The sequence below is a fragment of the Winogradskyella pacifica genome, from assembly GCF_013403915.1.
Lineage (GTDB): Bacteria > Bacteroidota > Bacteroidia > Flavobacteriales > Flavobacteriaceae > Winogradskyella > Winogradskyella pacifica.
In genome coordinates, this window is record NZ_JABFDI010000023.1 from 15,211 (window position 1) to 41,634 (window position 26,424).

The window sequence follows — 26,424 nt, forward strand, 5'->3', positions numbered from 1 at the left end:
AAAATAGTCTTCTGAAAGCGAGAGACGCAAATATGAAAGACAAATTAATCGCGATTGAAAGCGGTAAATTATTCAATGTGTTTATGTGTTGGGAGTCTTAGCTTTTAGTAATAATAGCAGCTAGTAATTTTTTTGCCCTAAGAAGTTTTACCTTAACGTTATTAATAGGTTCGTTAAGTTCTTCTGAAATCTCCTTATAACTTAATTCTCTGAAATATCTTAAGTTTATAACTTCCTGATAATGGGGCTTTAGCTTTTTTATATCTCGTAAAAGGTTGGCAAGATTTTGTTCTGTTATAATCTTATCTTCTGGCGTGGGCGAATTATCAATAATATCAAAATAGTGATTTTCGTTATCTTTAGAGGTATTATTGATTGTGTTTTTCTGTTTTCGAACTAAATCAATATGAATATTCTTAGAAATCGTTATAAGCCAAGTTTTAAATTTGTAATCGTCATTATAAGTGTCAATCTTATCAAAAGCTTTAGAAAAGGTCTGAATGGTAATATCTTCAGCGTCATTTTCATTTAAGGTACGTTTTAGTTGAAATGCATAAACGTCATTCCAATACGTGTCTAGGAGAAAATTGAATGCAATTTGGTTGTTGTCTTTGGCTTTGTTTATGGCTTCTTTTACTTCCAATGTTTTGGCTTAGATATCATATTAGCTATAAAGATACTTAATTGTGTAGTAATAAGAAATAATTCTAAAATTGGCATAAGAATAATAAGATCTGTTTCTTCAAACTTTTTTGCTGTAAATCCAAAACATAACCATTGAATTACAAAGCGTAAGCCGATTAATGATACAATCAATGGCCAAGAAAACCCTATGATTAAAAGTGAAATTCCAAAAATCCAGAATAATAATTGAGTCATATAGAATACTCCTAATAAGACTTTATGATTCAATTTATAAAAATTAGCCGTACTAATATGTCTTCTTTTTTGAAGAATCCATGCTTTAAACGTTGTTTTAGGTTCCGAAACAGTGAAACTTTCTTTTGTGAAACAAAGCGATGTGTTTGATGTATTAGCGACTTCATTAATAAACAAATCATCATCACCAGATTTAAGAGACATATGACTATTAAACCCGCAATTATTAAAGAATAGGTCTTTTCTATATGCCATATTACGGCCCACCCCCATATAAGGTGATCCCATACTAGCGTATGAAAAATATTGTAATGCAGTCATTACGGTTTCGAACCTTATCAGTTTATTTAAGAATGAAAACTTCTTTTTAGCATAAGCTCCATAACCTAAAACAATAGATTTCTCGTTAGAAAAATTGCTGCTTATTTGTTCTAACCATTTTTTAGAGTTCGGTGTACAATCAGCATCCGTAAATACTAAGAAATCGTGTTTAGAGACTTTTATGCCTAAAGTCAATGCGTATTTTTTATTTCCCCAAAAGGCCTCATTAACTTTTACATCAACAAGCTTGATGTTATTATTTTCAGCTTCAAAAGCCTTCATGATTTCTAATGTGTCGTCAAACGAACTATCGTTAACTAAAACAATTTCGAAATTTGAATACTCTTGATTTAATATTAAGGGAATATTCTTTTTTAGATTTTTAGCTTCATTTTTTGCACAGATTATAATCGAAACTGGCATGTGTTTTTTGAGTCGCGTTTCGGCACGTTTGATGCTGAAAGCGAAAATAAAACTAAGATAATATGTAACTTGAATACTAACAACTGCAATAAATGCATAACATAGTATTGAGGGAATGGTCATTAATGCCTAAGAATGTTGAGGTTCGCTACAATCTTTATATTCCTCAGGTGATTTTCCACAAAAACCACAAGCTTCACCATCTTTATTTAGCATTGGGTTTTGGCTAGCACAAGTGCCCGCAAATTTACCGTCTTTTTTTGCCCATATTTTTATTGCGATTCCTGCTACGGCTAAAGCTAATAATCCTAATGTAAGTAATAATAATTTCATCTGTTGAGATCTAATAGTTATTAATTTCCAGATGGAACATCTTTAACAATTTCAGTTTGATTCTTAATCTGAAATTAAAGATGCTACACTTCAATGTTTCAATTTAATGCAAAGATAATGTTTTTACATTTATTCTATAGTTATTTGGGTGTGACTTAACTTGTTCTATAAGTGTCTTATCACTAAATAAATATTTTTTACTAACTAATTAAACAAAGAATTATGAAAAAATTATTCGCTGAGTTCTTCGGAACATTTTGGCTTGTATTTGGTGGTTGTGGTAGTGCTATATTTGCTGCTGGCTTCCCTGAATTAGGCATCGGGTTTCTAGGTGTTGCTTTAGCATTTGGTCTTACGGTATTAACAATGGCTTTTGCTGTTGGTCACATTTCAGGAGGTCATTTTAATCCTGCGGTTTCAATAGGTCTTTGGGCTGGAGGAAAGTTTGAAGCTAAAGATGTATTAGGTTATGTTATGGCCCAAGTGGTTGGGGCAATTGCTGCCGCTGGAGTTTTATATCTAATAGTGTCGGGTAAAACTGGTTTTGATGGAGTAGGTGGTTTTGCTGCCAATGGTTATGATGAGTTGTCGCCAGGTGGCTTTAGTATGATGTCTGCTTTGGTCGCAGAGGTTGTTTTAACAGCTTTCTTTTTAATTGTTATCTTAGGAAGTACAAGTTTGAAAGTTCCTAAGGGTTTCGCTCCAATTGCTATTGGATTGGCTCTAACGTTAATTCACTTAATAAGTATCCCAATAACAAATACATCAGTGAATCCTGCAAGATCATTAAGTCAGGCTATATTTGCTGATGGCGCTTATTTATCGCAAGTTTGGTTATTTTGGGTGGCTCCAATTGTAGGTGCTATTATTGGTGGTTTAATCCACAAAACCTTATTTGAGAAAGCCTAATCTTTTTCGATTTTGAACAAAAAAAGAGGCGCAATTTTAATTGCGCCTCTTTTTTGGATTAATTAACTAAATTTAATTTTCTTTTAAAGAAATTTCAGCCACTTCAGTGTCGTTTTCATTGGCATTATCTCCTTTAGTGCCAATCTTAATACTAAGAGCTAATGCATCTTCCATGTATGGAATTTGTTTCAACTTACGATCAGATTCGTCTAAAATACCTAAGTTAACCATTCGGTCTTGTAGCTCTGCCCAAATTTGGTATTGCTGCTCTTTAGGTAATTGCGGTAACGTAATAACATCAATCATAGATGTTTTTTCAACAGGATTAATGTACGCTACTGTTTTTAAGTTTTTAGCACGATCATTACCATTAATAACATACTTTCTAGAATCTGGATTGTTAAGTTTTAATAATTCTCTAGATAGCTCGTCTAATTTAGAGTTGTTGCTTTCAATATCACTTCTTAGGTCATAAATTTCTTCAACAACAACATTGTTTTCACTATTTAGTTGTATGTTTTTTTGATAAAGCATAAACGAAGTTGCTGCAAATAATATAGCTGCTGCACTCGCTGCAACACTATACCAAGCCGTTTTTCGCTTTTGTACTAATGGAATTACCTTAGTTTCTTCTACGTTAGTCTGATTAGTTTTTTCTAAGGATTCTAAAATGTTTCCTAAAATGTTTGTAGGAACTTCAACAGCTCCTGCTTTTGTTACAATTTCTAAATTATCTTGAAGTTTTTCGTAAGCTTGAGCGACCTCTGGATAAGTAGAAATAAAGTGTTCAACTTCTTTAGATTCTTCCAAAGAAGTGTCTCCAACCAAATACTTATTAAGTAGGTTAGAATTTAAAAAGTTGTGTAATTTGTTTTCCATGATCAAATAATTTATGGATTATAGACTTTTTTAAGTTCTCGCAATCCTATTTTTAATCTAGATTTAATAGTACCAAGCGGAATGTCTAATTCATCACTTGCTTCTTGTTGCGTCATCCCCTGAAAAAACAAGGCGTCTAACACAATTTGATATTTTTCTTCTAGTTTCCCAACATGTTCTTTGATGTCCATGACATCTTGATTAAAATTTGTTGTTGGTAAGATATATACGTTAGATGTTTCAATTTGGACTTCCTTATGAAATCGATTATTAAAACTTCGTAGTTTATCTATAGCTGTATTCCTTGCAATACGAAACAACCAAGTAAATAGTTTTGCTTTAGAAGGATCGTACTTTGAAGCATTTTTCCATACTTTAATAAAGGTTTCTTGCAAGGCATCTTGCGCAACTTCTTCATTAATTGTAATTTTTAAGATAACACCATAAAGACTATTAGAATAGTTTTCATAAAGTAAATTCAAAGCGCGCTTATCTCCTTTTTGAAGATAGGCGATAATAGTTTGTTCTGTAGGTGTTATACTCAAAGTGTTAAAGTCTTATGTCTTAGATGTTTTAAACGTCCAAATCAATTTTCTGAACGTAAATATAATTAAATACACCATATAGGTGCTCAATATAAAGTATTAGAATAATTTTATCTCCGTTAGGGGTTGATTAATAGCGTTTTCAAACAAAAAAAAATTATTCTAAATTCAAAAGTCGCAATGAAAATTGTGACTTTTGTTTTATATGATATTTACTTCGGTTTCGATGGTAATATTAAATAATCGTTTTACTGTTTTTTGAATTAATTGTGCTAATTCAAAGATTTCTTTCCCACTTGCATTTCCGTAATTAACCAAGACTAAGGCTTGTTTATTATGAACGCCATAATCACTAAAGCGTTTGCCTTTAAATCCTGCTTTTTCAATTAACCATCCAGCAGGTACCTTTATGGCTTCATCTGATATTTTGTAAGAAGGCACATCTGGGAAATCACGTTCTAATTCAATAAACGCTTTAGCTGAAATAATAGGATTTTTAAAAAAACTACCACTATTACCGATCTCTTTCGGGTCTGGTAATTTACTTTGTCTAATTGCAATTACAGCGTTTGAAATATCTTGAATTGTTGGTTCAGTTATGCCATTAGCGTTTAATTCATTTTTAATAACTCCGTAATCTGTGTGTAATTTATGCTTAGACTTCGTAAGCTTAAGATTAACACTTGTAATTATATATTGCCCTTTTAGGTCTTGCTTAAAAATAGATTCTCTATAGCCAAAGTTGCAATCAGATTTTGAAAATGTTTTTACAGATTGGTCGTCTATTTTTAACGCTTCACAACTCACAAAAACATCTTTAAGTTCAACTCCATAAGCACCAATGTTTTGAATCGGAGCTGTACCAATATTACCTGGGATTAAGGATAAATTTTCAATACCTCCAAAATTGTGCTCTAAACACCAAAGCACAAAGTTGTGCCAGTTTTCACCAGCCATTGCCTTTACAATAACTGAGTTGTCAGTTTCACTAATAACTTCAATACCTTTTAAATTAATATGAAGTACTAGCGCTTCAATATCTTTAGTTAACAACATGTTGCTTCCTCCGCCTAAAATAAATAATGGAGATTTATCATTATTTCTTAAAACAGTACTTAGGTTTTCTATAGAGCTAATATCACAATACGATTGTGCTTTAACATCAATACCAAAGGTGTTAAAAGGTTTTAAAGAAGCATTGCTGATAATCGTCATTAGTCTTTATATACTTTTAGTGCTTCCTCTAAGATTTTAACGGCAATTTTTAAACTTTCGTTATTTAAAACATAAGCAATACGTATTTGGTTTAAGCCAACTCCGGGAGTCGAATAAAAACCAGCCGCAGGTGCTACCATTACAGTGTCGTTATTGTAATCAAAAGATTCTAAGAGCCATTTTGCAAAATGATCAGAGTTTTTTACCGGTAACTCGGCAATACAATAAAATGCTCCATTAGGTTTTGCAACTTTTACACCTTCGATTTTTTCTAATGCTGAAATTAGAGTATTTCTACGCTTTACGTATTCTTCTTTTACATCATCGAAATAACTTTGTGGAGTGTCTAATGCAGCTTCACTTGCTATTTGTGCTAGAGTAGGTGGACTCAATCGTGCTTGCGCAAATTTTAAAGCGGTTTTTATTAAGTCTTTATTTTTTGATACTAAATAGCCAATTCGTGCACCACACATACTGTAACGTTTAGAAACAGAATCAATAATAATAGCGTGTTCCTCTAAGCCTGGTTCTTGTAAAATAGAATAATGTTCTACGCCATCGTAAACAAATTCTCTATAAACTTCATCAGCGATTAAAAATAAATCGTGTTTTTTTACAATGGCTGCAAGTTGTTTTATTTCTTCTTTTGAATATAAATACCCTGTTGGATTCCCAGGATTACAAATTAATATGGCTTTAGTCTTTGGCGTAATTAATTTTTCAAACTCTTCAATTGGTGGTAATGCGAAATTATCTTCAATTTTAGAAATTACAGGAACTACATTTACTCCAGAAGCCGTTGAAAATCCGTTGTAATTAGCATAAAATGGCTCTGGTATTATAATTTCATCACCTTCATCCATTATGCTTCCAAAAGCAAATAAAAGTGCTTCACTTCCTCCTGTGGTTACAATAATATCATTGTGCGAAACTTCTATTGAGTTACGTTTGTAGTATTCGGCAATCTTCATTCTATAACTCTCTGATCCTTCAGATCTGCTATAGGCTATAGTTTCTAGGGTGTTGTTTTTTATAGCATCTAAGGCTACTTGTGGAGTTTTTATATCTGGTTGACCTATATTTAGATAGTAAATATTTTTTCCTTTTTTTTGCGCTTCTTCAGCATAAGGGACCAATTTTCTAATTGGCGATTCTGGCATGTGGATGCCTTTATTTGATATTGATGGCATTGTGTATCGGTTTTAAAATGCTAAGTTCTGAAAATTCTTAAAGTTTAAAGGTAAAAAAAGTATAAAAAAAAAGAGCCTTCAAATTGAAAGCTCATTTCTTTAAATTTATATGAGGATGCTCAATTATTGCTCAAGCATACTTTTACTTTTCTTTTCTAAAACGCTAGTCTTATTAGAATCTACGACTAGTCCTTTTATTTTTAATGCTACTGTTGGAGTTTCCGCATTAGAGAAAACAGTAATGGTCTTTCTAATTGGGTTTACTCTTTTTGTATCATATTTTACTTCTATCTCACCTGTTTCGCCTGGCATAATAGGGCCTTTAGGTTTTTTAGGTACTGTACAACCGCAAGTCGATTTTACATTAGAAATTACCAATGGAGCATCTCCTGTATTCGTAAACTCAAAAACTCTTACTCCGTCTGCACCTTTTTCAATGGTACCATAATCTATAACGTCGGTCTTAAATTCAATTTTTGCTACTTTTTCTTGAGCAAAAGAACCTAGACTCATTAATCCTACAAATAATACTGCTATTAAATTTTTCATCATTTTTAATTTTAAAATTGATTAGTCAAAACTAGTTACTTTTTCCCTTGTAACAAAATTTATTAGATGTAATACACTTCATTTAACAGAATTTTTGGCTTTAAAACCTATATTCTTACACTAATAATTTTTCGAAAAAGGAATTATAAGTACTTTTGGCAGTTATATTACAAAAACAATACCAAACATGGAAATTCCTTCTAAATATAATGCGTCTTCAATAGAGAATAAGTGGTACGACTACTGGATGGAGCACAAGTACTTTCATTCTAAACCAGACGAAAGAGAACCTTATACCATTGTAATTCCTCCACCAAACGTTACTGGGATATTACACATGGGACATATGTTGAATAATACGATTCAAGATGTCTTAATTCGTCGTGCACGTTTATTAGGTAAAAATGCGTGTTGGGTGCCTGGTACAGACCACGCCTCAATAGCAACAGAAGCTAAGGTTGTTGCCAAACTAAAGGAGCAAGGCATTGATAAAAATGATTTATCGCGTGAAGAATTTTTAGAGCATGCTTGGGAGTGGACCGAAGAATATGGTGGTGTTATCCTAGAACAACTTAAGAAATTAGGATGTTCTTGCGATTGGGACAGAACTAAGTTTACAATGGATGACGATATGTCTGAAGCTGTAATTAAAGTATTTGTTGATTTATACAACAAAGGTCTTATCTATAGAGGGTATCGCATGGTAAATTGGGATCCTGAAGCAAAAACAACCTTATCTGATGAAGAAGTAATTCATGTTGAAAAGCAAGGTTTACTTTATTATTTAGAATATAAAGTTGAAGGAAGTGACGAAAAATTAACGATTGCTACAACTCGTCCTGAAACTATTTTTGGAGATACTGCTATTTGTATCAATCCTAATGATGAGCGTTTTACGCATTTAAAAGGTAAGAAAGCTATTGTTCCTATTTGTGGACGTGTCATTCCTATTATTGAAGATGAGTATGTTGATGTTGAATTTGGTACAGGGTGTTTAAAAGTAACACCTGCTCACGATGAAAATGATAAAGTTTTAGGCGATAAGCATCAATTAGAAGTTGTTGATATTTTTAATGCGGATGCCAGTTTAAATAGCTTCGGAATGCATTACGAAGGTCAAGATCGTTTTGTCGTTAGAAAAGCAATTACAAAAGAATTAGAAAAGGCTGGTATTTTAGTAAAAACTGAAAACCATATCAATAAAGTAGGAACATCAGAACGTACAAAAGCGGTTATCGAACCAAGATTGAGTGATCAATGGTTCTTAAAAATGGAAGATTTAGCACAACCTGCTATTGATGCTGTTTTAAAAACTGGAGATGTAAAGTTATTTCCTAAGAAGTTTGAAAATACATATCGTCATTGGATGGAGAATATTCGCGATTGGAATATTTCACGTCAATTACTTTGGGGACAACAAATCCCTGCATATTTCTATGGAGATGGAAAAGAAGATTTTGTAGTTGCTGAAAGCTTGGAGGACGCTTTAGTTTTAGCAAAAGAGAAAACTAGCAACCAACAACTAACAACTAATGACTTAAAGCAAGATACTGATGCACTAGACACATGGTTCTCATCATGGTTGTGGCCAATGAGTGTTTTTGATGGGATTAGAAATCCTGAAAACGAAGAAATAAAGTATTATTATCCAACGAATGATCTAGTAACTGGTCCAGATATTTTATTTTTCTGGGTAGCACGTATGATTATTGCGGGTTATGAATATAGAGATGAAAAACCTTTTGAAAATGTTTACTTAACAGGATTAGTTAGAGATAAACAACGACGTAAAATGTCGAAGTCTTTAGGGAATTCGCCTGATGCTTTAAAATTGATTGAAGATTATGGTGCCGATGGAGTTAGAGTAGGACTTCTCTTGAGTTCAGCAGCTGGAAATGATTTAATGTTTGATGAAGATTTGTGTCAGCAAGGAAAGCAGTTCGCTAACAAGATCTGGAATGCCTTTAGATTAGTACAAGGTTGGGAAGTTGATAATACAATTAGTCAACCAGAATCTAGCAAAATTGCTTTAGAATGGTTTGATTCTAAATTTCAGAAAACCATTTTAGAAATTGAAGATCATTTTAGTAAGTACAGATTGAGTGATGCACTTATGGCAACTTACAAATTAATTTGGGATGATTTTGCATCATGGTTATTAGAGATTATAAAACCAGCATATCAACAACCGATTGATGCCAAGACATTAGAAAGTGTTAATGCTATTTTTGAAGATATTTTAAAGGTTTTACATCCATTTATGCCATTCTTAACGGAAGAAATTTGGCATTATATAAAGGAGCGTTCTCCTGAAGAAGCTTTGATTATAGCAAAATGGCCAGAAGCAAAACCAATTAATGACACTTTGATTTCTGAATTTGAATTTGCTTCAGAAGTCATTTCTGGATTAAGAAACATCAGAAAACAAAAGAATATTGCGTTTAAAGATGCTATTGGTTTTTCTGTAGTGAATAACGAAAATGTAAATCCTACGTTTGATGAAGTGATTTCGAAATTAGGAAACCTAGAGAGCTTCGATTATGTAACAGAAGCTGTTGAGGGTGCGTTGACTTATCGTGTAAAATCGAATGAATACTTTATTCCAATGGAAGGCAGTATTGATATAGAAGCTGAAATTGAAAAGCTAACAGAAGAATTAAAATACACCGAAGGCTTTTTGAAATCTGTTCAAAAGAAATTATCTAATGAGCGTTTTGTTGCAGGTGCACCAGAACAAGTAGTCGCTTCAGAAAAACAAAAAGAAGCTGACGCATTGGCTAAAATTGAAACTATAAAATCTAGTTTAGCGAGCTTAAAGTAATGCTTATAACCTGCAAGGTTTATAAACCTTGTAGGTTTTTTTTTTGAAGATTATATAAAAAAAGACGACTGTAAAAGTGGTCTTTTTTTTTACCACTCATTAATCTTATTGCTGTCTAGCTTTACAAAAATAAAGAGTAGAATAGTAAAGCCCCAAAGCCCTGAGCCACCATAGCTAAAAAAGGGTAATGGGATACCTACGGTTGGGATTAATCCCATCACCATACCAATATTTATGGTAAAATGTATAAAGAGAATAGAGGCTACTCCATAACCGTACACACGACTAAATTGTGATTTTTGAGCTTCGGCTAAATACAAAACTCTAACAATAAGAAGTACAAATATAATAACAACGAAGCTGGTGCCTACAAATCCCCATTCTTCACCAACAGTACTAAAAATATAATCGGTATGTTGTTCTGGTACAAATTTACCTGTCGTTCTTGTGCCTTGTAAGAAACCTTTTCCTGAGACACCACCAGAACTGATGGCTTGTTCTGATTGAATAAGGTTATACGCTTCTACTTTTTTCATGCGTTCTAGTTTGGCGGGATCTTTTTCTAATCGCAGCCAAAGGCTAATTCTATTTTGTTGATGAGCTTTTAAACCGTGTTCATAGAATAACTTTACCCCATAAGAAAAGGCGATTGTGAAGATGAGTACAATAATATGTTGTAATACAGAACCTCTTTTTTTCTTTCTAAACAGATAAACGATAGTGATGATAACAGCCGCCGCAATTGCGGTTATTAAAATCCCGAATTTTAATGCTAAAACGGCCAATATAATTAATGATAGAGCTAAAATTAAATAGACTTGTTGTAAGCCTTCACGATAAAAAACAAAGAAAAAAGCCAAATAAACGATGGTACTTCCTGCATCATTTTGAAGTAAAATTAATAAAGCCGGAATAAATATTATAGCTGCAACCTTAAGCTGATCTTTTATAGTTGTCATATTGGTTTGAAGGTCACTGATGTATTTTGCAACAGCCAAAGCAGTAGCAAATTTAGCGAACTCACTGGGTTGTATAGTCATACTACCTATTCCATACCACGACCTTGCACCATTTACATCCTTTCCAAAAATAAACAGGCCTATTAGTGCTAGCATGGCGACCAAATAAATAACGCTGGCAAATTGTTCGTAGAATTTAGCTTCAAATGAAAGGATCAGAACAATAAGCACGAAGGTTAGTCCAATAAATATAAGGTGCTTGCCGTAAAGTTGATCGGTATCAAAATAGCTAGTTATTTCACCAACATGAGAGGCTGACATGATATTGAAATACCCAAAACTAAGTAATAGTAAAAATAGAATGATGGTAATCCAATCGAATTTAAAATGTCTTTGATTTTCTCTTAACATGAAAGATTACAATTTTACGTCGCTTTGGTTTTGATTCTTTAAAGGATAATTTTCTTCGGTAGCATAATTTTCAATCACCTGTAGTGTGGCCTCACCATTAATTTTGAAAGGCTCACCAGAATATGGTTTTTTATACTCGTCTTCTAAGCTGTGGGTTAAAATCCATTTTTCTAAATCAGTCCTAGTAATATGACCTTTAATATATTTTTCTATCATTAAACTTGCCATTCTGCCTGCAAAACGACCTCCCCAATATCCGTTTTCAACAAAAACAGCAATCGCAATTTTTGGATTGTCTTTAGGAGCAAATGCGACAAATATAGAGTGGTCAGTAAGCTGGGTTTTAACGCTATCTATTCTCATGAAATTTTCTGCAGTCCCCGTTTTTCCGCAAATATCAATACCTGGAATTCTTATATGTTTTGCAGTACCTTCATTATAAACATCAAACATACCTTGAACAACAGGTTCAAAATGTTGCTTGTCAATTGTAGTGTACTTTGGAGTCGTGTATTTGCTATCTATTGTTTCACCTTCAATATTCTTTATGATATGTGGTGTGTAATAATAACCCCGATTACCAATAGCAGCGACCATATTTGCTAGTTGAATAGGTGTCGCTTCAACTTCTCCCTGTCCAATTGCATTAGATACGATATAGGTTGAACCCCATCGGTTATCTCCATATTGTCTGTCGTAATAATCTCCATCAGGTATACGTCCTGGTTGCCCTACGGATAAGTCATTATTCAAAAAATTCCCTAAGCCAAAACTTTTAGCATGATTTGCCCAAACGTTCATTCCTTTTCCGGCATCATCATATTTATCAACGATACGTCGATATACGTTTACGAAATAAGCATTACAAGATTGTGCAATACCACCATTCATAGCAATTGGGCTTCTGTGATGGTGACAGCCCGTTAAGCGTCTGCTGCCATAATAATAACCCATTCTGCAAGTGAAGGTTTCATTAACAGTAACAACATTTTCTTGTAAGCCTATAAGTGCATTAATCACTTTAAAAGGAGAACCCGGAGGATATTGCGCTTGTAAACCTCTGTCAAAAGTGGGTTTATTAACCTTGTCTAAGAATAAACTAGAGAAATTTTTGTTACGCTCTCTTCCAACTAATAAATTAGGGTTGTAACTAGGACCTGTTACCATAGCGAGAATTTCACCACTGCTTGGATCTATAGCAACAATACCACCTCTTTTGTGTTTCATTAATAATTCGCCATAAGCTTGTAAATCTGAATCAATGGTGATAGTAACATCTTTTCCTGCTTGTGGTAAAGTATCAAGAGTTCCTTCTTTAAAAGGGCCTATGTTTTTATTAAATCGGTCTTTTTGAATAAATTTTATGCCTTTAACTCCTCTTAATGTTTCTTCGTATGTTTTTTCAATACCTTGTTTTCCAATAAGATCACCTAAAGTATAATACGCATCATTTTCAATGGTTTTTCTATTTACCTCGCCAAGATCACCGAGAACATTGGCGCCAATATTTGTTTGGTAAGAACGAAGTGAACGTTTTAAAATGTAAAAGCCTTCAAATTTTCTTATCTTTTCTTGAAGAACAGCATAATCTTTTTTAGAAAGTTGAGGAACAAAAGGAGAGGGGAGTCTCGGAGAGTAATGTGTTGCCTTTTCTAGCTTTTTATCGTAATCTTCTCTGGTTATTTTTAAAAGATGACAGAACTCTTCAATTTCTAAGGAGTCTAAAGGAGCTACTTCTCTAGGAATAACCATCACATCATAGGATGGCTGATTAGCCACTAATAATTTGCCATTACGGTCGTAAACATAGCCACGCTTAGGATAATTATAAACTTTTCTAATAGCATTATCTTCAAAAATGTTATAAGCCGTATTATCATACACCTGAAGGTAGAATAGGCGTGCAATGAAAACGAGACCCACAAGGATCACAGTAGTTAAAAGTAGAAGTTTTCTCATTTTCGGTTTCGGCTAAAAAGAATTATAATTAGTACACTTAGTATTATCGTGAAGATACTAGAGAATAACGTCTTTTCTAAAACTAAAAGTATGCTAGAAATGTTAAATATTTCTAACGAGAATAATATGGAATGATGAATTACAGTTCCTAAAGAAATGTAAGTGATTAAACTACCAATATCAGTAGTGCTAAATTTTATACTTTGATGTTCATAGAGCATACCAAATGAGCTCTTTAACAGCACAGGTCTTATGTATGCTAAACTAACCGCTGCTGCTGCGTGAACTCCACCCGAGTCAGAAAACAGATCGACTAACATGCCTAACATAAAACTGACTACTAAAAGTGCTAATCGTTCTTCTCGTATAGGAAACAGAAAAATAAATATAATATAGATGTAGGGATTAATATAGCCCAAAAAATCAATATGATTACATATCAAAACCTGTACTAACAGTAGTAGAATAAATCTAACGATATTTATACCTGCAACGCTATTCATTAGTACTGTTTTGTAATGAACTAATTTGGGTGCGGTCTATGTTTTCAATTATATAAACGGTTCCAATATTAGTCATGTCATTAAATAATTTTACTTGTATCTTATAAGTATCACCACTTATATCACTTTCAAAACTGGTAATGGTTCCGATGCCAATGCCTTTAGGGAAAATGGAAGATTCTCCACCGGTTTGGATTGTGTCGCCAACTTTTACAGGTGCAAATTGAGATACATCTTCTAATTGTACATAAATAGGGGATTTACCATCCCATGTTAATGAACCAATATGATTAGTAGATTTAATTTTCGCATTAATTTTACTCTTTACATTCAGAATAGATAATGCCGTGGAATAATTTTTAGATGTATTGTCTATAATCCCAATAATACCATTAGAGGTAATGACTCCAAAATCGCGTTTTATACTATCGTTTTTACCTTTGTTTAAAGTAAGGTAATTGTTGACAGAGGAGTAGCTGTTTTTATAAACATCAGCAATCGTTACTCTATATTTTTCTTTGGCATATGAGCTGTCAATATATGTAGAGTCTAGAGTAGTATTAGTGTTAAGTAATTGTTCTCTTAAACGTTGATTTTCTTCAGCGAGAATATCATTTTTGGTTTTTAAATCAAAATACTGGTCAACAGAATTCATCGTACCATAAACACCGCCAGTTAGAAAATTGGCTGAATTTATGAATTTACTCCTATGATAAGAATGCGATTGAATGGTTAAAGCTAAGGCAATACTAAAAAGCAATAAAAACAACAGAAATGTTTTGTTTCTTATAACAAAATTAAAAATTTGTTGCATTATTTACGTCTTATTTAATCAATACGCTTTTGTATTTTGGTAAGTTTTTAAGCACAATACCTGTACCTCTTACTACTGCTCTTAATGGATCTTCTGCAATATAAACAGGTAAGTCTGTTTTTTGAGATAATCGTTTATCTAAACCTCTTAACATAGATCCTCCACCTGCTAAATAAATTCCGGTATTATAAATATCTGCCGCTAATTCTGGAGGCGTTTGTGATAAGGTCTCCATTACAGAATCTTCAATACGTAAAATAGATTTATCTAAAGCCTTTGCAATTTCACGGAATGAAATCTGAACTTGTTTTGGTTTTCCTGTTAATAAATCACGACCTTGAACGCTCATGTCTTCTGGAGGTAATTCTAAATCTTCGGTAGCTGCACCAATTTGAATTTTAATTTTTTCAGCAGTTCTATCTCCAACATATAAGTTATGTTGTGTTCTCATGTAATAGATGATATCGTTTGTAAATACATCACCTGCAACTTTTACAGATTTGTCACATACAATACCACCAAGGGCAATAACTGCAATTTCAGTAGTACCACCACCTATATCTACAATCATGTTTCCTTTTGGTTGCATAATATCTACACCAATACCAATCGCCGCAGCCATTGGTTCATGAATTAAGTATACTTCTTTTCCGTTTACACGTTCACAAGATTCTTTTACTGCACGCATTTCTACTTCAGTAATTCCTGATGGAATACAAACAACCATTCGCAAAGCAGGGTTAAACCAACGCTTCTTTAATGCAGGGATGTTTTTAATAAACATGCTAATCATTTGCTCAGAAGCATCAAAATCTGCAATAACGCCATCTTTTAACGGACGAATAGTTTTAATGTTTTCGTGCGTTTTTCCTTGCATCATGTTGGCTTCTTTACCAACTGCTATAATTTTTCCGCTTATGCGGTCTCTTGCTACTATCGATGGATTGTCAACAACAACTTTGTCGTTGTGGATTATCAGTGTATTTGCGGTTCCTAAATCTATGGCTATTTCTTCCGTTAGGAAATCAAAAAATCCCATGTGCTATTCTTAATTATTTGGGTTATTTGTATCTTATTCTAAAGACTATCTGTAAAAGTAGTAAAATATACGTTATTTATATGTTTAAAGATGTTTATTGCTAAACTTTTTTTGTTTTTTCTTTCACTTTACTGGTAAAATAAATGAGCTGAGGGTTTTGGTAAAAAAAAAGAACCCAAAATTAAGATGGTTTACATCTCTATTTTGGGTTCTAAAGTGAAGTTTTCTAATGTTTAAAATGACGTGTACCTGTCATTACCATAGCGACATTGTTTTCATTACAATAGTCAATACTTAATTGGTCTTTTATAGAACCTCCTGGTTGAATTACAGCAGTAATACCAGCGTTGTCTGCAATCTCTACGCAATCTGGAAATGGAAAAAAGGCATCACTCGCCATTACCGATCCTTTTAAATCAAATTTAAATGATTGTGCTTTGTGAATCGCTTGGTTTAACGCATCAACACGACTCGTCTGACCTGTTCCACTAGCACATAGCTGTTTGTTTTTTACTAAAACGATTGTATTAGATTTTGTGTGCTTGCAAATTTTTGAAGCAAATATTAAATCGTCTAATTCATTTGAGGTCGCCGTTGTTTTTGTAACCGGTTTTAATCCTTCAAGTGTATCTGTAATATTGTTTCTATCTTGAACTAAAACACCATTTAAACAACTTCTAACGTTGGTTTGTGGCATCTCAATATCTTTTAAAATTAAAAGGATTCTGTTTTTCTTACCTTTTAAAATTTCTAAAGCTTCAGGTGAAAAAGAAGGTGCGATAACGACTTCACAGAATAGTTTATGAATCTCTTCAGCAGTGGCTACATCAATTTCAGAATTACTAATTAAAACTCCACCAAAAGCAGAAACAGGATCGCCAGCTAAAGCATCTACATAAGCCTGGTGTAAGGTGTCGCGTTGTGCTAAACCACATGCGTTATTGTGTTTTAAAACAGCAAATGTTGGTGCGTCGTTTTTAAATTCTAGCATTAAATTTACGGCGGCATCAACATCTAAAAGATTGTTGTAGCTTAATTCTTTACCGTGTAATTTTGTGAAGATTTCATCAAAATCACCGAAAAAGAAGCCTTTCTGATGTGGATTTTCACCATATCGTAAAACTTTACCGTTATTTTCTGAAATTTTTAAAGTTGGAATTTCTTGGTTTTTGTTGAAGTAATTAAAAATAGCAGAATCGTAATGTGAAGACACATTAAATGCTTTTGCTGCAAATTGTTTTCTGTCGTCTTCAGAAGTTTCACCATTTTTAGTTTCTAATAACTCTAAAAATTCAGCATAGTCGTCAACCGAAGACACGCAAGTCACATCTGCGTAATTTTTAGCAGCAGCTCTAATTAAAGAAATACCTCCAATATCAATTTTTTCGATAATATCTTGGTTGCTTGCTCCAGAAGCAACTGTTTTTTCAAAAGGATATAAATCGACTATAACAACATCGATTTGCGGAATATCAAATTCTTTTAATTCAGCAACATCACCTTCGTGATTTTGACGATTTAAAATACCTCCAAAAACTTTTGGGTGTAATGTTTTTACACGTCCGCCAAGTATAGACGGATAAGATGTTACATCTTCGACTGGTACGACATTAATGCCTAAATCTTTGATGAATTTCTCAGTACCTCCTGTGGAATAAATCGTAACGTTGAGGTCGTTTAATTTTTTTACGATTGGTGCTAATCCATCTTTACTAAATACAGAGATTAGTGCTGATGAAATGGTTTTGTTGTTCATAATGTTGTGTTGTGGTTTAGATGCTGCAAAAGTACGGATATTCAAAAAGAAAATCTCGATGGAAAAACTAGTTTCTTTAAGTTTTTTGTAACAATATAGTGTTGAAAACGTCCTATCTTTAAAATGTTTTAAAACAAACCCTGCATGCTGGTCTATTTACGTTTACTAAAAGAGAGTTTTTCATTCGCTATAAACGCGCTTCGTACCAATAAACTCAGGACATTCTTGTCGCTTTTAGGAGTTACGGTTGGTATATTTTCTATTATAGCGGTGTTGGCAGCTGTTGATTCTCTCGATAAAACCATTCAAGGTCAATTAAGTTCGTTAGACAGCAATACTATGTATTTAGCAAATATGTCTTTTGGGCCAACAGATGTGCCACGTTGGCAAAGAGAAACCTTTGACGAGGTGTCTTACAGTGAATACAAAACCATAAAATCTTCAATTGCAGATGCAGAGCATGTGGCTTTACAGTTATATGTAAAACGCGAAAATATTAGATACGAATCGGAATTGGTAAGTAGTGTAAATACGGTTGTAGTATCGCATGAGTTTATCGATATTCAAGTTATGGAATTTGAAAAGGGTCGTTTTTATAACGAATCTGAATCTAATTCTGGAAGACCTGTTGTCGTTATTGGTTCTGAAATTTCAAAATCACTATTTGGTGAACTTGAACCTATTGGTAAAAAAGTACGCCTTTATGGTCAGAAGTTTACAGTTATTGGAGTTGTTAAAAAAGAAGGCTCAGGACTATTTGGAGATAGTAATGATGTTTCGATTTTTCTACCTGCAAATTATGTAAGAAATAGATATGGGGATAATAATCCATTCATGAAGTATATCGTTATTATTAAACCCAAAAAAGATGCTGATGTTGAAGGTGTAAAAGCAGAAGTCACCCAAATAATGCGCAATAAAAGAGGTTTAAAGCCTGATGAAATAGACACGTTTTTTATAAGAGTTATTTCTGGTTTACAAGATGTTATAGATACGATTATTGGAAGTTTAAACTTAATTGGATGGGTAATTAGCGGTTTTTCGCTTCTAGTTGGTGGTTTCGGAATTGCTAATATTATGTTTGTAAGCGTTAAGGAGCGTACTAACCTTATCGGGATTCAGAAATCCTTAGGCGCTAAGAATAAGTTTATACTATTTCAGTTTTTATTTGAAGCAGTTATACTTGCTGTAGTTGGAGGGTTGGTAGGATTGTTTTTAGTGTGGATAGGAACTATAATAGGAAGTAATCTTACCGAAGACTTTGAATTTGTACTATCTCTTCAAAATATGGCACTTGGATTTTTTATATCTTCCGTAATAGGATTGATTTCTGGAGTGATACCTGCGTTGGCGGCATCGCGATTAGATCCTGTAGAGGCCATACGAACAGGAATGTAATTTACGCACAGCCTCAATATTCAATATATATTAATGAGGTAAACTGTAACTAATACAGTTTCAATGAGGCTTTTATTTTAATAAAGAAGAAACTTCTTTACAAACAAACTCTAAAAATCGCTCGTCTGCTTCAGTAAAAGGGTCTGGTGTATTAGAGTCAATATCTATTTGACCTACATTTTCATTATTTACGAAAATAGGAATCACAATTTCAGCCTTAACTGTAATACTGCAAGCAATATAATTATCTTGAGCAGCCACGTCTGGAACCACAAAATTTTGATTACTTATCGCAACTTGCCCACAAATCCCTTTTCCAAACGGAATTATAATGTGGTCCGTTGGTTCACCAACATATGGTCCTAATTTTAATTCGTCTTTATGTCCATTTTTAAAGTAAAAACCAACCCAATTATAATAACTTATATTTGCTTCGAGAGTTTCGCAAATCTTTAATAAGCGTTCGTCAACACTAAGGTTGTCTTGTGCTACAATCGATTTTATTTCAGGTTTTAAGTCGTGTAAATTCATAGGTGTAAAAAACTTTTTGCAAAAGTATCTAAAATACACTGTTTTAAAATGCGGTTTTTATAAATTTAACAACAAACTAACATTAGGAATTTTTTGAGGACGCTTTTAATAAAATATAAATCTGTAATCCGTTTTATCGTCACTTTTCTGGCGGTATATGGTGTTTTGACTATCGGTTATAATGTGTACTTAAATGAATCTCATGGTTCTTTGTTTTATCCGGATTATTTAACCAATTTGGTAGCGGAACAGACCAATGCTTTACTAAATGGTTTGGGTTACGAGGCTAGTGTTACAGCGCATCCTAATGAACCCTCAATGAAAATTATTATCAACGGAAAGTATGTAGCACGCGTTATTGAAGGTTGCAATGCGATAAGTATTATTATTTTATTTCTGTCTTTTATAGTTGCTTTTGCTGGTAAGTTTAAAACCACTTTATTGTATGGATTAGCTGGTAGCATCATTATTTATGCTTTCAATTTAATTCGAATTGTAATTTTATCTGTAGGGTTATATCATTATCCTTGGAGAAGAGAAATTCTGCATACCGTTATTTTTCCAATGTTAATATATGGTACTGTTTTTCTACTTTGGATGGTTTGGGTAAATCGATTTTCTAAAAAAAGCGAAGTCTAATGCGTAAATTAATCACCTATAGTTTCGTAGTAGTATTGCTACTGTTATTAATATTAATTAGGGCTTATGAAGACGTACTGTTTTACGATCCCTATTTAACCTTTTTTGAAAATGATTATTTGTATTTGGATAGTCCAAGACGAGAAATAGCAAAGCTAGTCTTGTTTACAACATTGCGTTATGTTTTAAATACTGTAATCTCACTGGGGATTTTGTGTCTGATTTTTAAGGATAAAAGTATCGTTAAGTTTTCGGTATTAATTTTTGCCGTGGCTTATGTTTTACTGCTGATTCCATTTTTATATTTTGTAATAAATCCTAATCAAGAAGATTACTATTTGTTTTTTAATATTAGACGTTTTTTAATCCAACCTATTGGCTTAATTCTACTATTTCCAGCGTTCTATTACTATAAATTGAATCGTTAATAATGTATCTATAGCCTATTATAATTCAATAATTTTGTAGCTTTGCATCGTGAAATTTTCATACCTACATAAAGCGTTTTCTTTTGCACTATCATTTTTGGTATTGTTTTCTACATTATCATTAACTATTGATAAGCATTTTTGTGGGGATGTTTTAATTGATGTTGCCATTTTTTCTGAAAGTAAAAATTGTGGCATAGATATTTCAAAAGCAGAACAGACAGAGGTCGTTGAAAAAAGCTGCTGTAAAAATGAAATAGATGTCATTGAAGGCCCTTCTGATTTAACTATCAATTCTTTTGAAGACCTAGAATTTAGTCTACAACAGGTATTATTTGCCTATAGTTATTCTTATATCAATCTTTTTGAAGGTCTACCAAGCTTGGTTATTCCTCATAGTAATTACTTACCACCAACATTAGTTGAAGATATTCATCTCTTAGATGAAGTTTACCTTATTTGATTCCGTTATAACCCTTAGTACAAAAGGAAGCACATGCTTATGTGCAAGTCGTTATACCCGAAATTCAAACAAATGAAAAAATATTTATTTATAAAATTTATGTTCTTGTCGCTCATGTTATCTGCACAAGATCAATTAAAAGGCGTTATTTTAGAAACAAGCAGTGGAAAAGAAATGCCATTATCTGGTGCAAATGTATATTGGTTAGATTCTTCAATAGGAGCCATTACTGCTGAAGACGGCACTTTTACTTTACCGTATAAGTTTTCATATAATCAATTAGTTATTAGTTATGTGGGTTTTAAAACAGTTACGGTAACAGTAAATGAAAACAAATATATAAAACATGTTCTACAAGCAAGTGACGAGTTAGATGCTGTGGAAATTACATCGCGTAAGCAAGCGACACGAAAATCGTATCTAGAGGCTTCAAATACATTTACGGTTACAAGTGCAGAATTATTAAAAGCAGCCTGTTGTAACTTGGCAGAAAGTTTTGAAACGAATCCATCAATTGATGTGAATTTTGCGGATGCTGTTACGGGTACACGACAAATAAAAATGTTGGGCCTAACCTCACCTTACATACTAATTGCAACCGAGAACATTCCGGCTATTAGAGGAGCATCTCAAGCTTATGGTTTAAGTTTTATTCCTGGGACTTGGGTAGAAAGTATTCAAATTACTAAAGGTTCAGGTAGTGTTGTTAATGGTTTTGAAAGTATTGCAGGACAAATAAATGCAGAGCTCGTTAAACCTACAACAGATGATAACTTATTTGTGAATCTTTATGGTGGTTCTAATGAACGCTTAGAACTTAACACACATTTCAATACCAAAGTATCTGAGAAGTGGAGTACAGGGTTGTATTTACACGGAAATACACATCAAAAAAAGCACGATGTTAATGATGATGGTTTTATGGATATGCCAATCTATAACCAGATTAATATAATGAACCGTTGGCAATACACCAATCCTGAAAAAGGCTTCGTTTCTTTTATTAATTTGAAATACTTAAATGATGAAAAACAAGCTGGTCAAGTCAATTTTAAGCCTGAAACAGATCGCGGAACAACTAATTTCTGGGGAAGTGAAATTAATTCAGAACGCTTTGAGGTAACTACAAAATTAGGTTATGTGAATCCTGAAATTCCGTATCAAAATCTTGGATTTCAAATGGCATTTAGTCATCATAATCAAGATTCTTATTTTGGATTGAATCTTTATGATATTGAACATAATAGTTTTTATTCCAATTTAATTTATAGTTCCATTATTGGGGATTCTCGTCACAAAGTAAAAACAGGATTAAGTTTTACCTATGATCATTTTGATGAGCTTGTAAACACTACTAATTTTGAAAGAGTAGAGAACTCTATTGGGGGTTTCTTTGAGTATGCATACGATAATTTAGATAAACTAACCATGACGGCTGGTGTGCGTGTGGATCAGCACAATAGATTAGGCTTTTTTGTAACACCGCGTTTTCATTTACGATATACACCTTGGGAAAAGTCAGCCTTAAGATTCTCAATAGGAAGAGGGAAGCGAAGTGCTAATATTTTCGCTGAAAACCAAAATATGTTCGCGAGCTCAAGACAAATCAATATCTTAAATTCAGGTGGAAAAATTTATGGATTAGATCCTGAAATCGCATGGAATTATGGTGTAAGCTATTTACAAGGTTTTAATCTGTTTGATAGAAAGGCAGATGTAACTTTTGATTTTTATAGAACTGATTTTCAAAACCAAGTCGTTGTAGATTGGGAGAATCCGTATGAAGTCAATTTTTATAATTTGGAAGGAGATAGTTATGCTAATAGTTTTCAATTTGAATTTAATTATAATGTTTTTGAACATTTCGATTTACGAATGGCTTACAAGTATTACGACATTCAAACGGATTATACTTCTGGTAAATTAGAAAAGCCTTTAGTGCCAAAGCATCGCTTATTTGCAAACACGTCTTACGAGACTGAAGTTAAAACTAATGGTGCACATTGGAAATTTGATGCCACCTATAATTGGTTAAGTTCACAACGTTTTCCTAGTACAGATTTAAGTGCTACGCAATATCAATTGCCAGATGAAACACCAACTGTAGGAACGTTAAACTTGCAAGTCACTAAAGTGTTTTCTCCAAAATTTGAAGTATATTTAGGAGGGGAAAACGTAACGAATGTAAGACAAAACAATCCTATTATAAGTCCAGATAATCCATTTGGTTCAAATTTTGATAGTAATTTTGTGTATGGTCCAATTTTTGGAAGTCTATATTATGCAGGCTTACGATTTAGAATACAGTAACGAATTGCTGAAGAAGTGTCCCTGAAAATTCGGGATTATAAATAGAAATTAAATTTAATATGAATAGATTCCTGCTTCTGCAGGAATGACAAAAAAACAAAACAAGATGAAAAAAGTAATTTTAATATTTACATTATTAGTAACGACATTGGCTTTTGCACAAGACAAGAACAAAAAAGCAAGTATAGAAGTCGATGGTGTTTGTGGTATGTGCAAAGAGCGCATAGAAAAAGCAGCTATTAGAACCAAAGGTGTAAAATCTGCAGTTTGGAGTGTTGATACACATGAGTTAAAACTAATCTTCGATGAGCGTAAAACAGACTTAACAAAAATTTCTAAAGGTGTAGCTGCTGTAGGGCATGATACCAAGGAAATTAAAGCAACTGATGAACAATATCATTCTGTACATGCTTGCTGTCTTTACCGTGATGAAGATGTTAAGAAAGATCATGAAAAAGAGAAACAAGACGGTCAATAAATTAGAAGCCTGAATTTAGATTCAGGCTTTTTTTATGTTCTTTTTTCATTCTTAGAAAAATGAAAATCTTTTCTGTTCTTTTGAAAGTTTAGAAATTTCCAACGAAATTCGTGAAGTTCTTGTAAGGTAAGAATTAACTATTTTTGAAATATCAAAAATTGAGTATTGCTATATGGAAATAAACCAAATTATTGATAATATTTACCCGCTAACATCGATATCGAAAGACTTAATAAAAGCATCAATAGTTGAAATGAAATTTCCCAAAGGGCATATTTTATTTAAAGCCAATAAAATTGAGAAAAGTATTTATTTTATTAAAAAAGGAATAGCAAGAGCCTATGCGTATTCCGATGATAATCAAATCACGTTTTGGTTTGGTAAAGAAGGAGATCCTATTGTTTCCATGCAAAGTTATGTCAATAATGAAAAAGGCTATGAGGATGTAGAATTGCTGGAGGATTGCGAACTCTATGAATTAAAGACAGAACAACTTCAAAAACTCTTTTTAGAAGATAGTCATATTGCAAATTGGGGACGGAAATTTGCAGAATTAGAAATTATTAAATCCGAAAAACGTCTTATTTCCTTACAATTTGAAAATGCGACTCAGAGGTACTTAGCACTTCTTAATAATTATCCTAGCCTATTGCAGCGCGTTCAATTATCTCATATTGCATCTTATTTAGGTATAACTCAAATTAGTTTAAGCCGAATTAGAGCGAACCTAAAATAAATGTCGTTTTTATCATTTGTTAAATGATTTCTCCAAAATGTTTAAGAATTTTGCCCTCTGTTATTATTCTTCACGGGAGGCTGTAAAATAGTTGTAGCTTTTGGTAAAAAAGAATAATCTAAAACGAATTTTAAAATATACTTAGAGATGTCAAATACGATAAAAGTTAAAACGTCACTTATTCTATTCTTATTTGTTGCGCTTCTTGTGGGCTGTAATAATAGTAAAACCAACGTGGATAATTCAACTGTAAAAACAGAAACTAAAGCATTAAAAAAGATATTATTTGTAGTAACAAGTCATAGTGAAAAAGGAAACACAGGAGAGAAAACAGGTTATTATCTAGGAGAAGTTTCGCATCCTTGGGATGTATTACATACTGCAGGCTATGATATTGATTTTGTAAGTCCGAAAGGAGGGAAGGCACCTGTAGATGCTTTTGATATGACAGATTCTATCAATAAGAAATTTTGGGATAACGATATATACCGCAATAAAATTGAAAACACTAAAACACCGAATGAAGTAAATCCAGATGATTATGTTGCCATTCATTATGCAGGTGGTCATGGAGCGATGTGGGATTTTGCCGATAATACCGAAATAGCTAAAATCGCGGCGCAGATCTATGAAAACAACGGTGTCGTTAGTGCGGTATGTCATGGTCCTGCTGGACTTGTAAATATTAAATTAAACAACGGATCTTACCTTGTTGATGGTAAAAAAGTAAATGCGTTTACCAATGAAGAAGAGGTTAAAGTAAAACTAGAAGATGTCGTTCCGTTTTTACTAGAAGATCAATTAATAGAACGTGGAGCTATTTTCGAAAAGTCAGAACCTTTTACTGAGCACGTGGTTACGGATCAGCGATTAGTTACGGGACAAAATCCACAATCTGCTCATGGTGTTGGTCAGGCAACCTTAAAAGAGCTACAACGCTTAACTAAAAGCAACAGGTAAATGAGTGGAGAGAAAAATTTAGAAATGCTTTTAAAATCAATGAAGCCAAAGCACAATTTTGGCGATTTTGTGTTTTGTAAAACAGAGCATTTAGATCAAATAAATTTGAGTCAAGTTATAATGACTTTTAAAGAAGAGGAAAGCACTACTATTATCTTAGAAAAGAGAATTGCAGACCAATTACATTTTGACTATTCTTATGTGGCTTCTTGGATTACACTTACTGTGCATTCTTCGTTGGAGGCCGTTGGCTTAACGGCTGCATTTTCAAACGCATTATCTGACAATGGAATTAGTTGTAACGTTGTCGCCGCTTATTATCACGATCATATTTTTGTGGATAAGAAAGATACAGATAAAGCTATGGAGGTTTTGAATGCCTTTTCTAAATAAAGTATTCACTGTAGATAAAACGTTTGCTGTACGACCTAAAAAGAACATGATTTAAAATTACCACACCAAATAAATAATAACGAATGAATTGGATACTATTAATAATTGCAGGACTTTTTGAAGTCGCATTTACATCTTGTTTAGGAAAAGCTAAAGAGGCCACAGGAAATGAATCAACCTATTGGTATATTGGTTTCTTGGTTTGCTTAGTCGTAAGTATGCTACTTCTTATAAAAGTGACACAAGTATTACCTATTGGAACAGCATATGCCGTCTGGACAGGTATTGGTGCCGTAGGAACTGTATTGGTTGGTATTTTTGTTTTTAAAGAACCAGCAACAGTGTGGAGACTGTTTTTTATTTCAACATTAATTATGTCTATTGTTGGGCTAAAGGTGGTTTCGCATTAGACAGATTAATGTGAATATTAATGCTTTTAAATTTATTTTAAAGATGCATCAATCGCGTCAATAAGATTTCTAAAACCAATCCGTTTATTTTAAAACAAAGAGGTCGTCTAAAAACAATTTAGGCGACCTTTTAATTTTTAATCATGTTGGTTTTATTGTTAAGATACTTGATT

Annotated in this window: 27 protein-coding genes; 12 read left to right on the top strand and 15 right to left on the bottom strand. The window is 33.0% G+C overall.

Going from position 1 to position 26,424, the window contains the following annotated elements:
• Positions 1 to 97: 97 nt before the first annotated feature.
• The 3 genes from HM984_RS16035 to HM984_RS16045 are packed head-to-tail and all read right to left on the bottom strand — an operon-like array spanning position 98 to position 1,956.
• Positions 98 to 643 (bottom strand): RNA polymerase sigma factor, encoded by a 546-nt coding sequence (locus HM984_RS16035; protein ID WP_115807708.1) that lies wholly within the window; start codon positions 641 to 643, stop codon positions 98 to 100.
• Positions 634 to 1,746, bottom strand: a complete 1,113-nt coding sequence (locus HM984_RS16040) for a glycosyltransferase (RefSeq protein ID WP_179349904.1) — start codon at positions 1,744 to 1,746, stop codon at positions 634 to 636. Before HM984_RS16040 ends, HM984_RS16035 begins: the two co-directional genes overlap by 10 nt.
• 6 nt (positions 1,747 to 1,752) lie before the next feature.
• Positions 1,753 to 1,956 carry a hypothetical protein gene (locus tag HM984_RS16045; RefSeq protein WP_020895375.1) on the bottom strand — a complete coding sequence of 68 codons (204 nt, stop codon included), beginning with the start codon at positions 1,954 to 1,956 and terminating at the stop codon, positions 1,753 to 1,755.
• Between the two features lie 222 nt (positions 1,957 to 2,178).
• Between HM984_RS16045 and aqpZ the strand changes: the two genes are divergently transcribed.
• Positions 2,179 to 2,865, top strand: a complete 687-nt coding sequence (gene aqpZ / locus HM984_RS16050) for an aquaporin Z (RefSeq protein WP_218845066.1) — start codon at positions 2,179 to 2,181, stop codon at positions 2,863 to 2,865.
• 72 nt (positions 2,866 to 2,937) lie between these two features.
• Here aqpZ and HM984_RS16055 read toward each other — a convergent pair whose 3' ends face one another.
• From HM984_RS16055 to HM984_RS16075, 5 genes are all read right to left on the bottom strand, one after another.
• Complete coding sequence (locus HM984_RS16055; protein ID WP_179349905.1) at positions 2,938 to 3,744, bottom strand: anti-sigma factor; 807 nt, start codon at positions 3,742 to 3,744, stop codon at positions 2,938 to 2,940.
• An 11-nt stretch (positions 3,745 to 3,755) separates the two neighbouring features.
• The gene (locus HM984_RS16060) at positions 3,756 to 4,289 is read right to left on the bottom strand and encodes an RNA polymerase sigma factor (protein ID WP_020895378.1); all 534 of its coding nucleotides are present in this window, start codon (positions 4,287 to 4,289) and stop codon (positions 3,756 to 3,758) included.
• Positions 4,290 to 4,490: 201 nt separating this feature from the next.
• Positions 4,491 to 5,504 carry a UDP-N-acetylmuramate dehydrogenase gene (gene murB / locus HM984_RS16065; RefSeq protein WP_179349906.1) on the bottom strand — a complete coding sequence of 338 codons (1,014 nt, stop codon included), beginning with the start codon at positions 5,502 to 5,504 and terminating at the stop codon, positions 4,491 to 4,493.
• Entirely contained in the window at positions 5,504 to 6,694 is a 1,191-nt protein-coding gene (locus HM984_RS16070; RefSeq protein ID WP_115807703.1) for a pyridoxal phosphate-dependent aminotransferase, read from the bottom strand. The genes murB and HM984_RS16070 overlap by 1 nt, the downstream gene beginning before the upstream one ends.
• Positions 6,695 to 6,817: 123 nt before the next feature.
• Positions 6,818 to 7,243, bottom strand: a complete 426-nt coding sequence (locus tag HM984_RS16075; protein WP_020895381.1) for a DUF1573 domain-containing protein — start codon at positions 7,241 to 7,243, stop codon at positions 6,818 to 6,820.
• A 187-nt stretch (positions 7,244 to 7,430) separates the two neighbouring features.
• Here HM984_RS16075 and HM984_RS16080 point away from each other — a divergent pair, with 187 nt between their 5' ends.
• Positions 7,431 to 10,064 carry a valine--tRNA ligase gene (locus HM984_RS16080; protein WP_179349907.1) on the top strand — a complete coding sequence of 878 codons (2,634 nt, stop codon included), beginning with the start codon at positions 7,431 to 7,433 and terminating at the stop codon, positions 10,062 to 10,064.
• Between the two features lie 89 nt (positions 10,065 to 10,153).
• On the opposite strand, the gene rodA is transcribed toward HM984_RS16080, so the two are convergent.
• From rodA to purH, 6 genes are all read right to left on the bottom strand, one after another.
• Positions 10,154 to 11,434: a rod shape-determining protein RodA gene (rodA, locus tag HM984_RS16085; protein WP_179349908.1), complete on the bottom strand. Its 1,281-nt coding sequence runs from the start codon at positions 11,432 to 11,434 to the stop codon at positions 10,154 to 10,156.
• Positions 11,435 to 11,440: 6 nt separating this feature from the next.
• Complete coding sequence (gene mrdA, locus HM984_RS16090) at positions 11,441 to 13,393, bottom strand: penicillin-binding protein 2 (RefSeq protein ID WP_115807700.1); 1,953 nt, start codon at positions 13,391 to 13,393, stop codon at positions 11,441 to 11,443.
• Entirely contained in the window at positions 13,390 to 13,896 is a 507-nt protein-coding gene (gene mreD, locus HM984_RS16095; protein ID WP_115807699.1) for a rod shape-determining protein MreD, read from the bottom strand. The genes mrdA and mreD overlap by 4 nt, the downstream gene beginning before the upstream one ends.
• A complete protein-coding gene (gene mreC / locus HM984_RS16100; protein WP_179349909.1) occupies positions 13,889 to 14,710 on the bottom strand; it encodes a rod shape-determining protein MreC in 822 nt (273 codons plus the stop codon). The genes mreD and mreC overlap by 8 nt, the downstream gene beginning before the upstream one ends.
• Positions 14,711 to 14,720: 10 nt before the next feature.
• The gene (locus tag HM984_RS16105; protein ID WP_115807697.1) at positions 14,721 to 15,749 is read right to left on the bottom strand and encodes a rod shape-determining protein; all 1,029 of its coding nucleotides are present in this window, start codon (positions 15,747 to 15,749) and stop codon (positions 14,721 to 14,723) included.
• Between the two features lie 226 nt (positions 15,750 to 15,975).
• Entirely contained in the window at positions 15,976 to 17,505 is a 1,530-nt protein-coding gene (purH, locus tag HM984_RS16110) for a bifunctional phosphoribosylaminoimidazolecarboxamide formyltransferase/IMP cyclohydrolase (RefSeq protein ID WP_179349910.1), read from the bottom strand.
• 144 nt (positions 17,506 to 17,649) lie between these two features.
• Here purH and HM984_RS16115 point away from each other — a divergent pair, with 144 nt between their 5' ends.
• Positions 17,650 to 18,903: an ABC transporter permease gene (locus tag HM984_RS16115; RefSeq protein ID WP_179349911.1), complete on the top strand. Its 1,254-nt coding sequence runs from the start codon at positions 17,650 to 17,652 to the stop codon at positions 18,901 to 18,903.
• A 72-nt stretch (positions 18,904 to 18,975) separates the two neighbouring features.
• Here HM984_RS16115 and HM984_RS16120 read toward each other — a convergent pair whose 3' ends face one another.
• Positions 18,976 to 19,434 (bottom strand): XrtF-associated fRMsr-like GAF protein, encoded by a 459-nt coding sequence (locus HM984_RS16120; protein ID WP_115807695.1) that lies wholly within the window; start codon positions 19,432 to 19,434, stop codon positions 18,976 to 18,978.
• Between the two features lie 93 nt (positions 19,435 to 19,527).
• Here HM984_RS16120 and xrtF point away from each other — a divergent pair, with 93 nt between their 5' ends.
• The 9 genes from xrtF to HM984_RS16165 all read left to right on the top strand — a co-directional run bounded on the left by xrtF (position 19,528) and on the right by HM984_RS16165 (position 26,251).
• Positions 19,528 to 20,073, top strand: a complete 546-nt coding sequence (gene xrtF, locus HM984_RS16125; RefSeq protein WP_179349912.1) for an exosortase family protein XrtF — start codon at positions 19,528 to 19,530, stop codon at positions 20,071 to 20,073.
• Complete coding sequence (locus HM984_RS16130) at positions 20,073 to 20,501, top strand: exosortase F system-associated membrane protein (RefSeq protein ID WP_179349913.1); 429 nt, start codon at positions 20,073 to 20,075, stop codon at positions 20,499 to 20,501. Before xrtF ends, HM984_RS16130 begins: the two co-directional genes overlap by 1 nt.
• 49 nt (positions 20,502 to 20,550) lie before the next feature.
• Positions 20,551 to 20,964, top strand: a complete 414-nt coding sequence (locus tag HM984_RS16135) for an HYC_CC_PP family protein (protein WP_179349914.1) — start codon at positions 20,551 to 20,553, stop codon at positions 20,962 to 20,964.
• A 72-nt stretch (positions 20,965 to 21,036) separates the two neighbouring features.
• The gene (locus tag HM984_RS16140) at positions 21,037 to 23,274 is read left to right on the top strand and encodes a TonB-dependent receptor (RefSeq protein WP_179349915.1); all 2,238 of its coding nucleotides are present in this window, start codon (positions 21,037 to 21,039) and stop codon (positions 23,272 to 23,274) included.
• A gap of 106 nt (positions 23,275 to 23,380) precedes the next feature.
• On the top strand, positions 23,381 to 23,752 hold the full coding sequence (locus tag HM984_RS16145; protein ID WP_179349916.1) for a heavy-metal-associated domain-containing protein: 372 nt from the start codon (positions 23,381 to 23,383) through the stop codon (positions 23,750 to 23,752).
• Positions 23,753 to 23,924: 172 nt separating this feature from the next.
• On the top strand, positions 23,925 to 24,488 hold the full coding sequence (locus tag HM984_RS16150; protein ID WP_179349917.1) for a Crp/Fnr family transcriptional regulator: 564 nt from the start codon (positions 23,925 to 23,927) through the stop codon (positions 24,486 to 24,488).
• 147 nt (positions 24,489 to 24,635) lie between these two features.
• Positions 24,636 to 25,448, top strand: a complete 813-nt coding sequence (locus tag HM984_RS16155; protein WP_179349918.1) for a type 1 glutamine amidotransferase domain-containing protein — start codon at positions 24,636 to 24,638, stop codon at positions 25,446 to 25,448.
• On the top strand, positions 25,449 to 25,841 hold the full coding sequence (locus HM984_RS16160; protein ID WP_179349919.1) for an ACT domain-containing protein: 393 nt from the start codon (positions 25,449 to 25,451) through the stop codon (positions 25,839 to 25,841).
• 83 nt (positions 25,842 to 25,924) lie between these two features.
• Positions 25,925 to 26,251 carry a DMT family transporter gene (locus tag HM984_RS16165; RefSeq protein WP_179349920.1) on the top strand — a complete coding sequence of 109 codons (327 nt, stop codon included), beginning with the start codon at positions 25,925 to 25,927 and terminating at the stop codon, positions 26,249 to 26,251.
• The last annotated feature ends 173 nt before the right edge of the window (positions 26,252 to 26,424 follow it).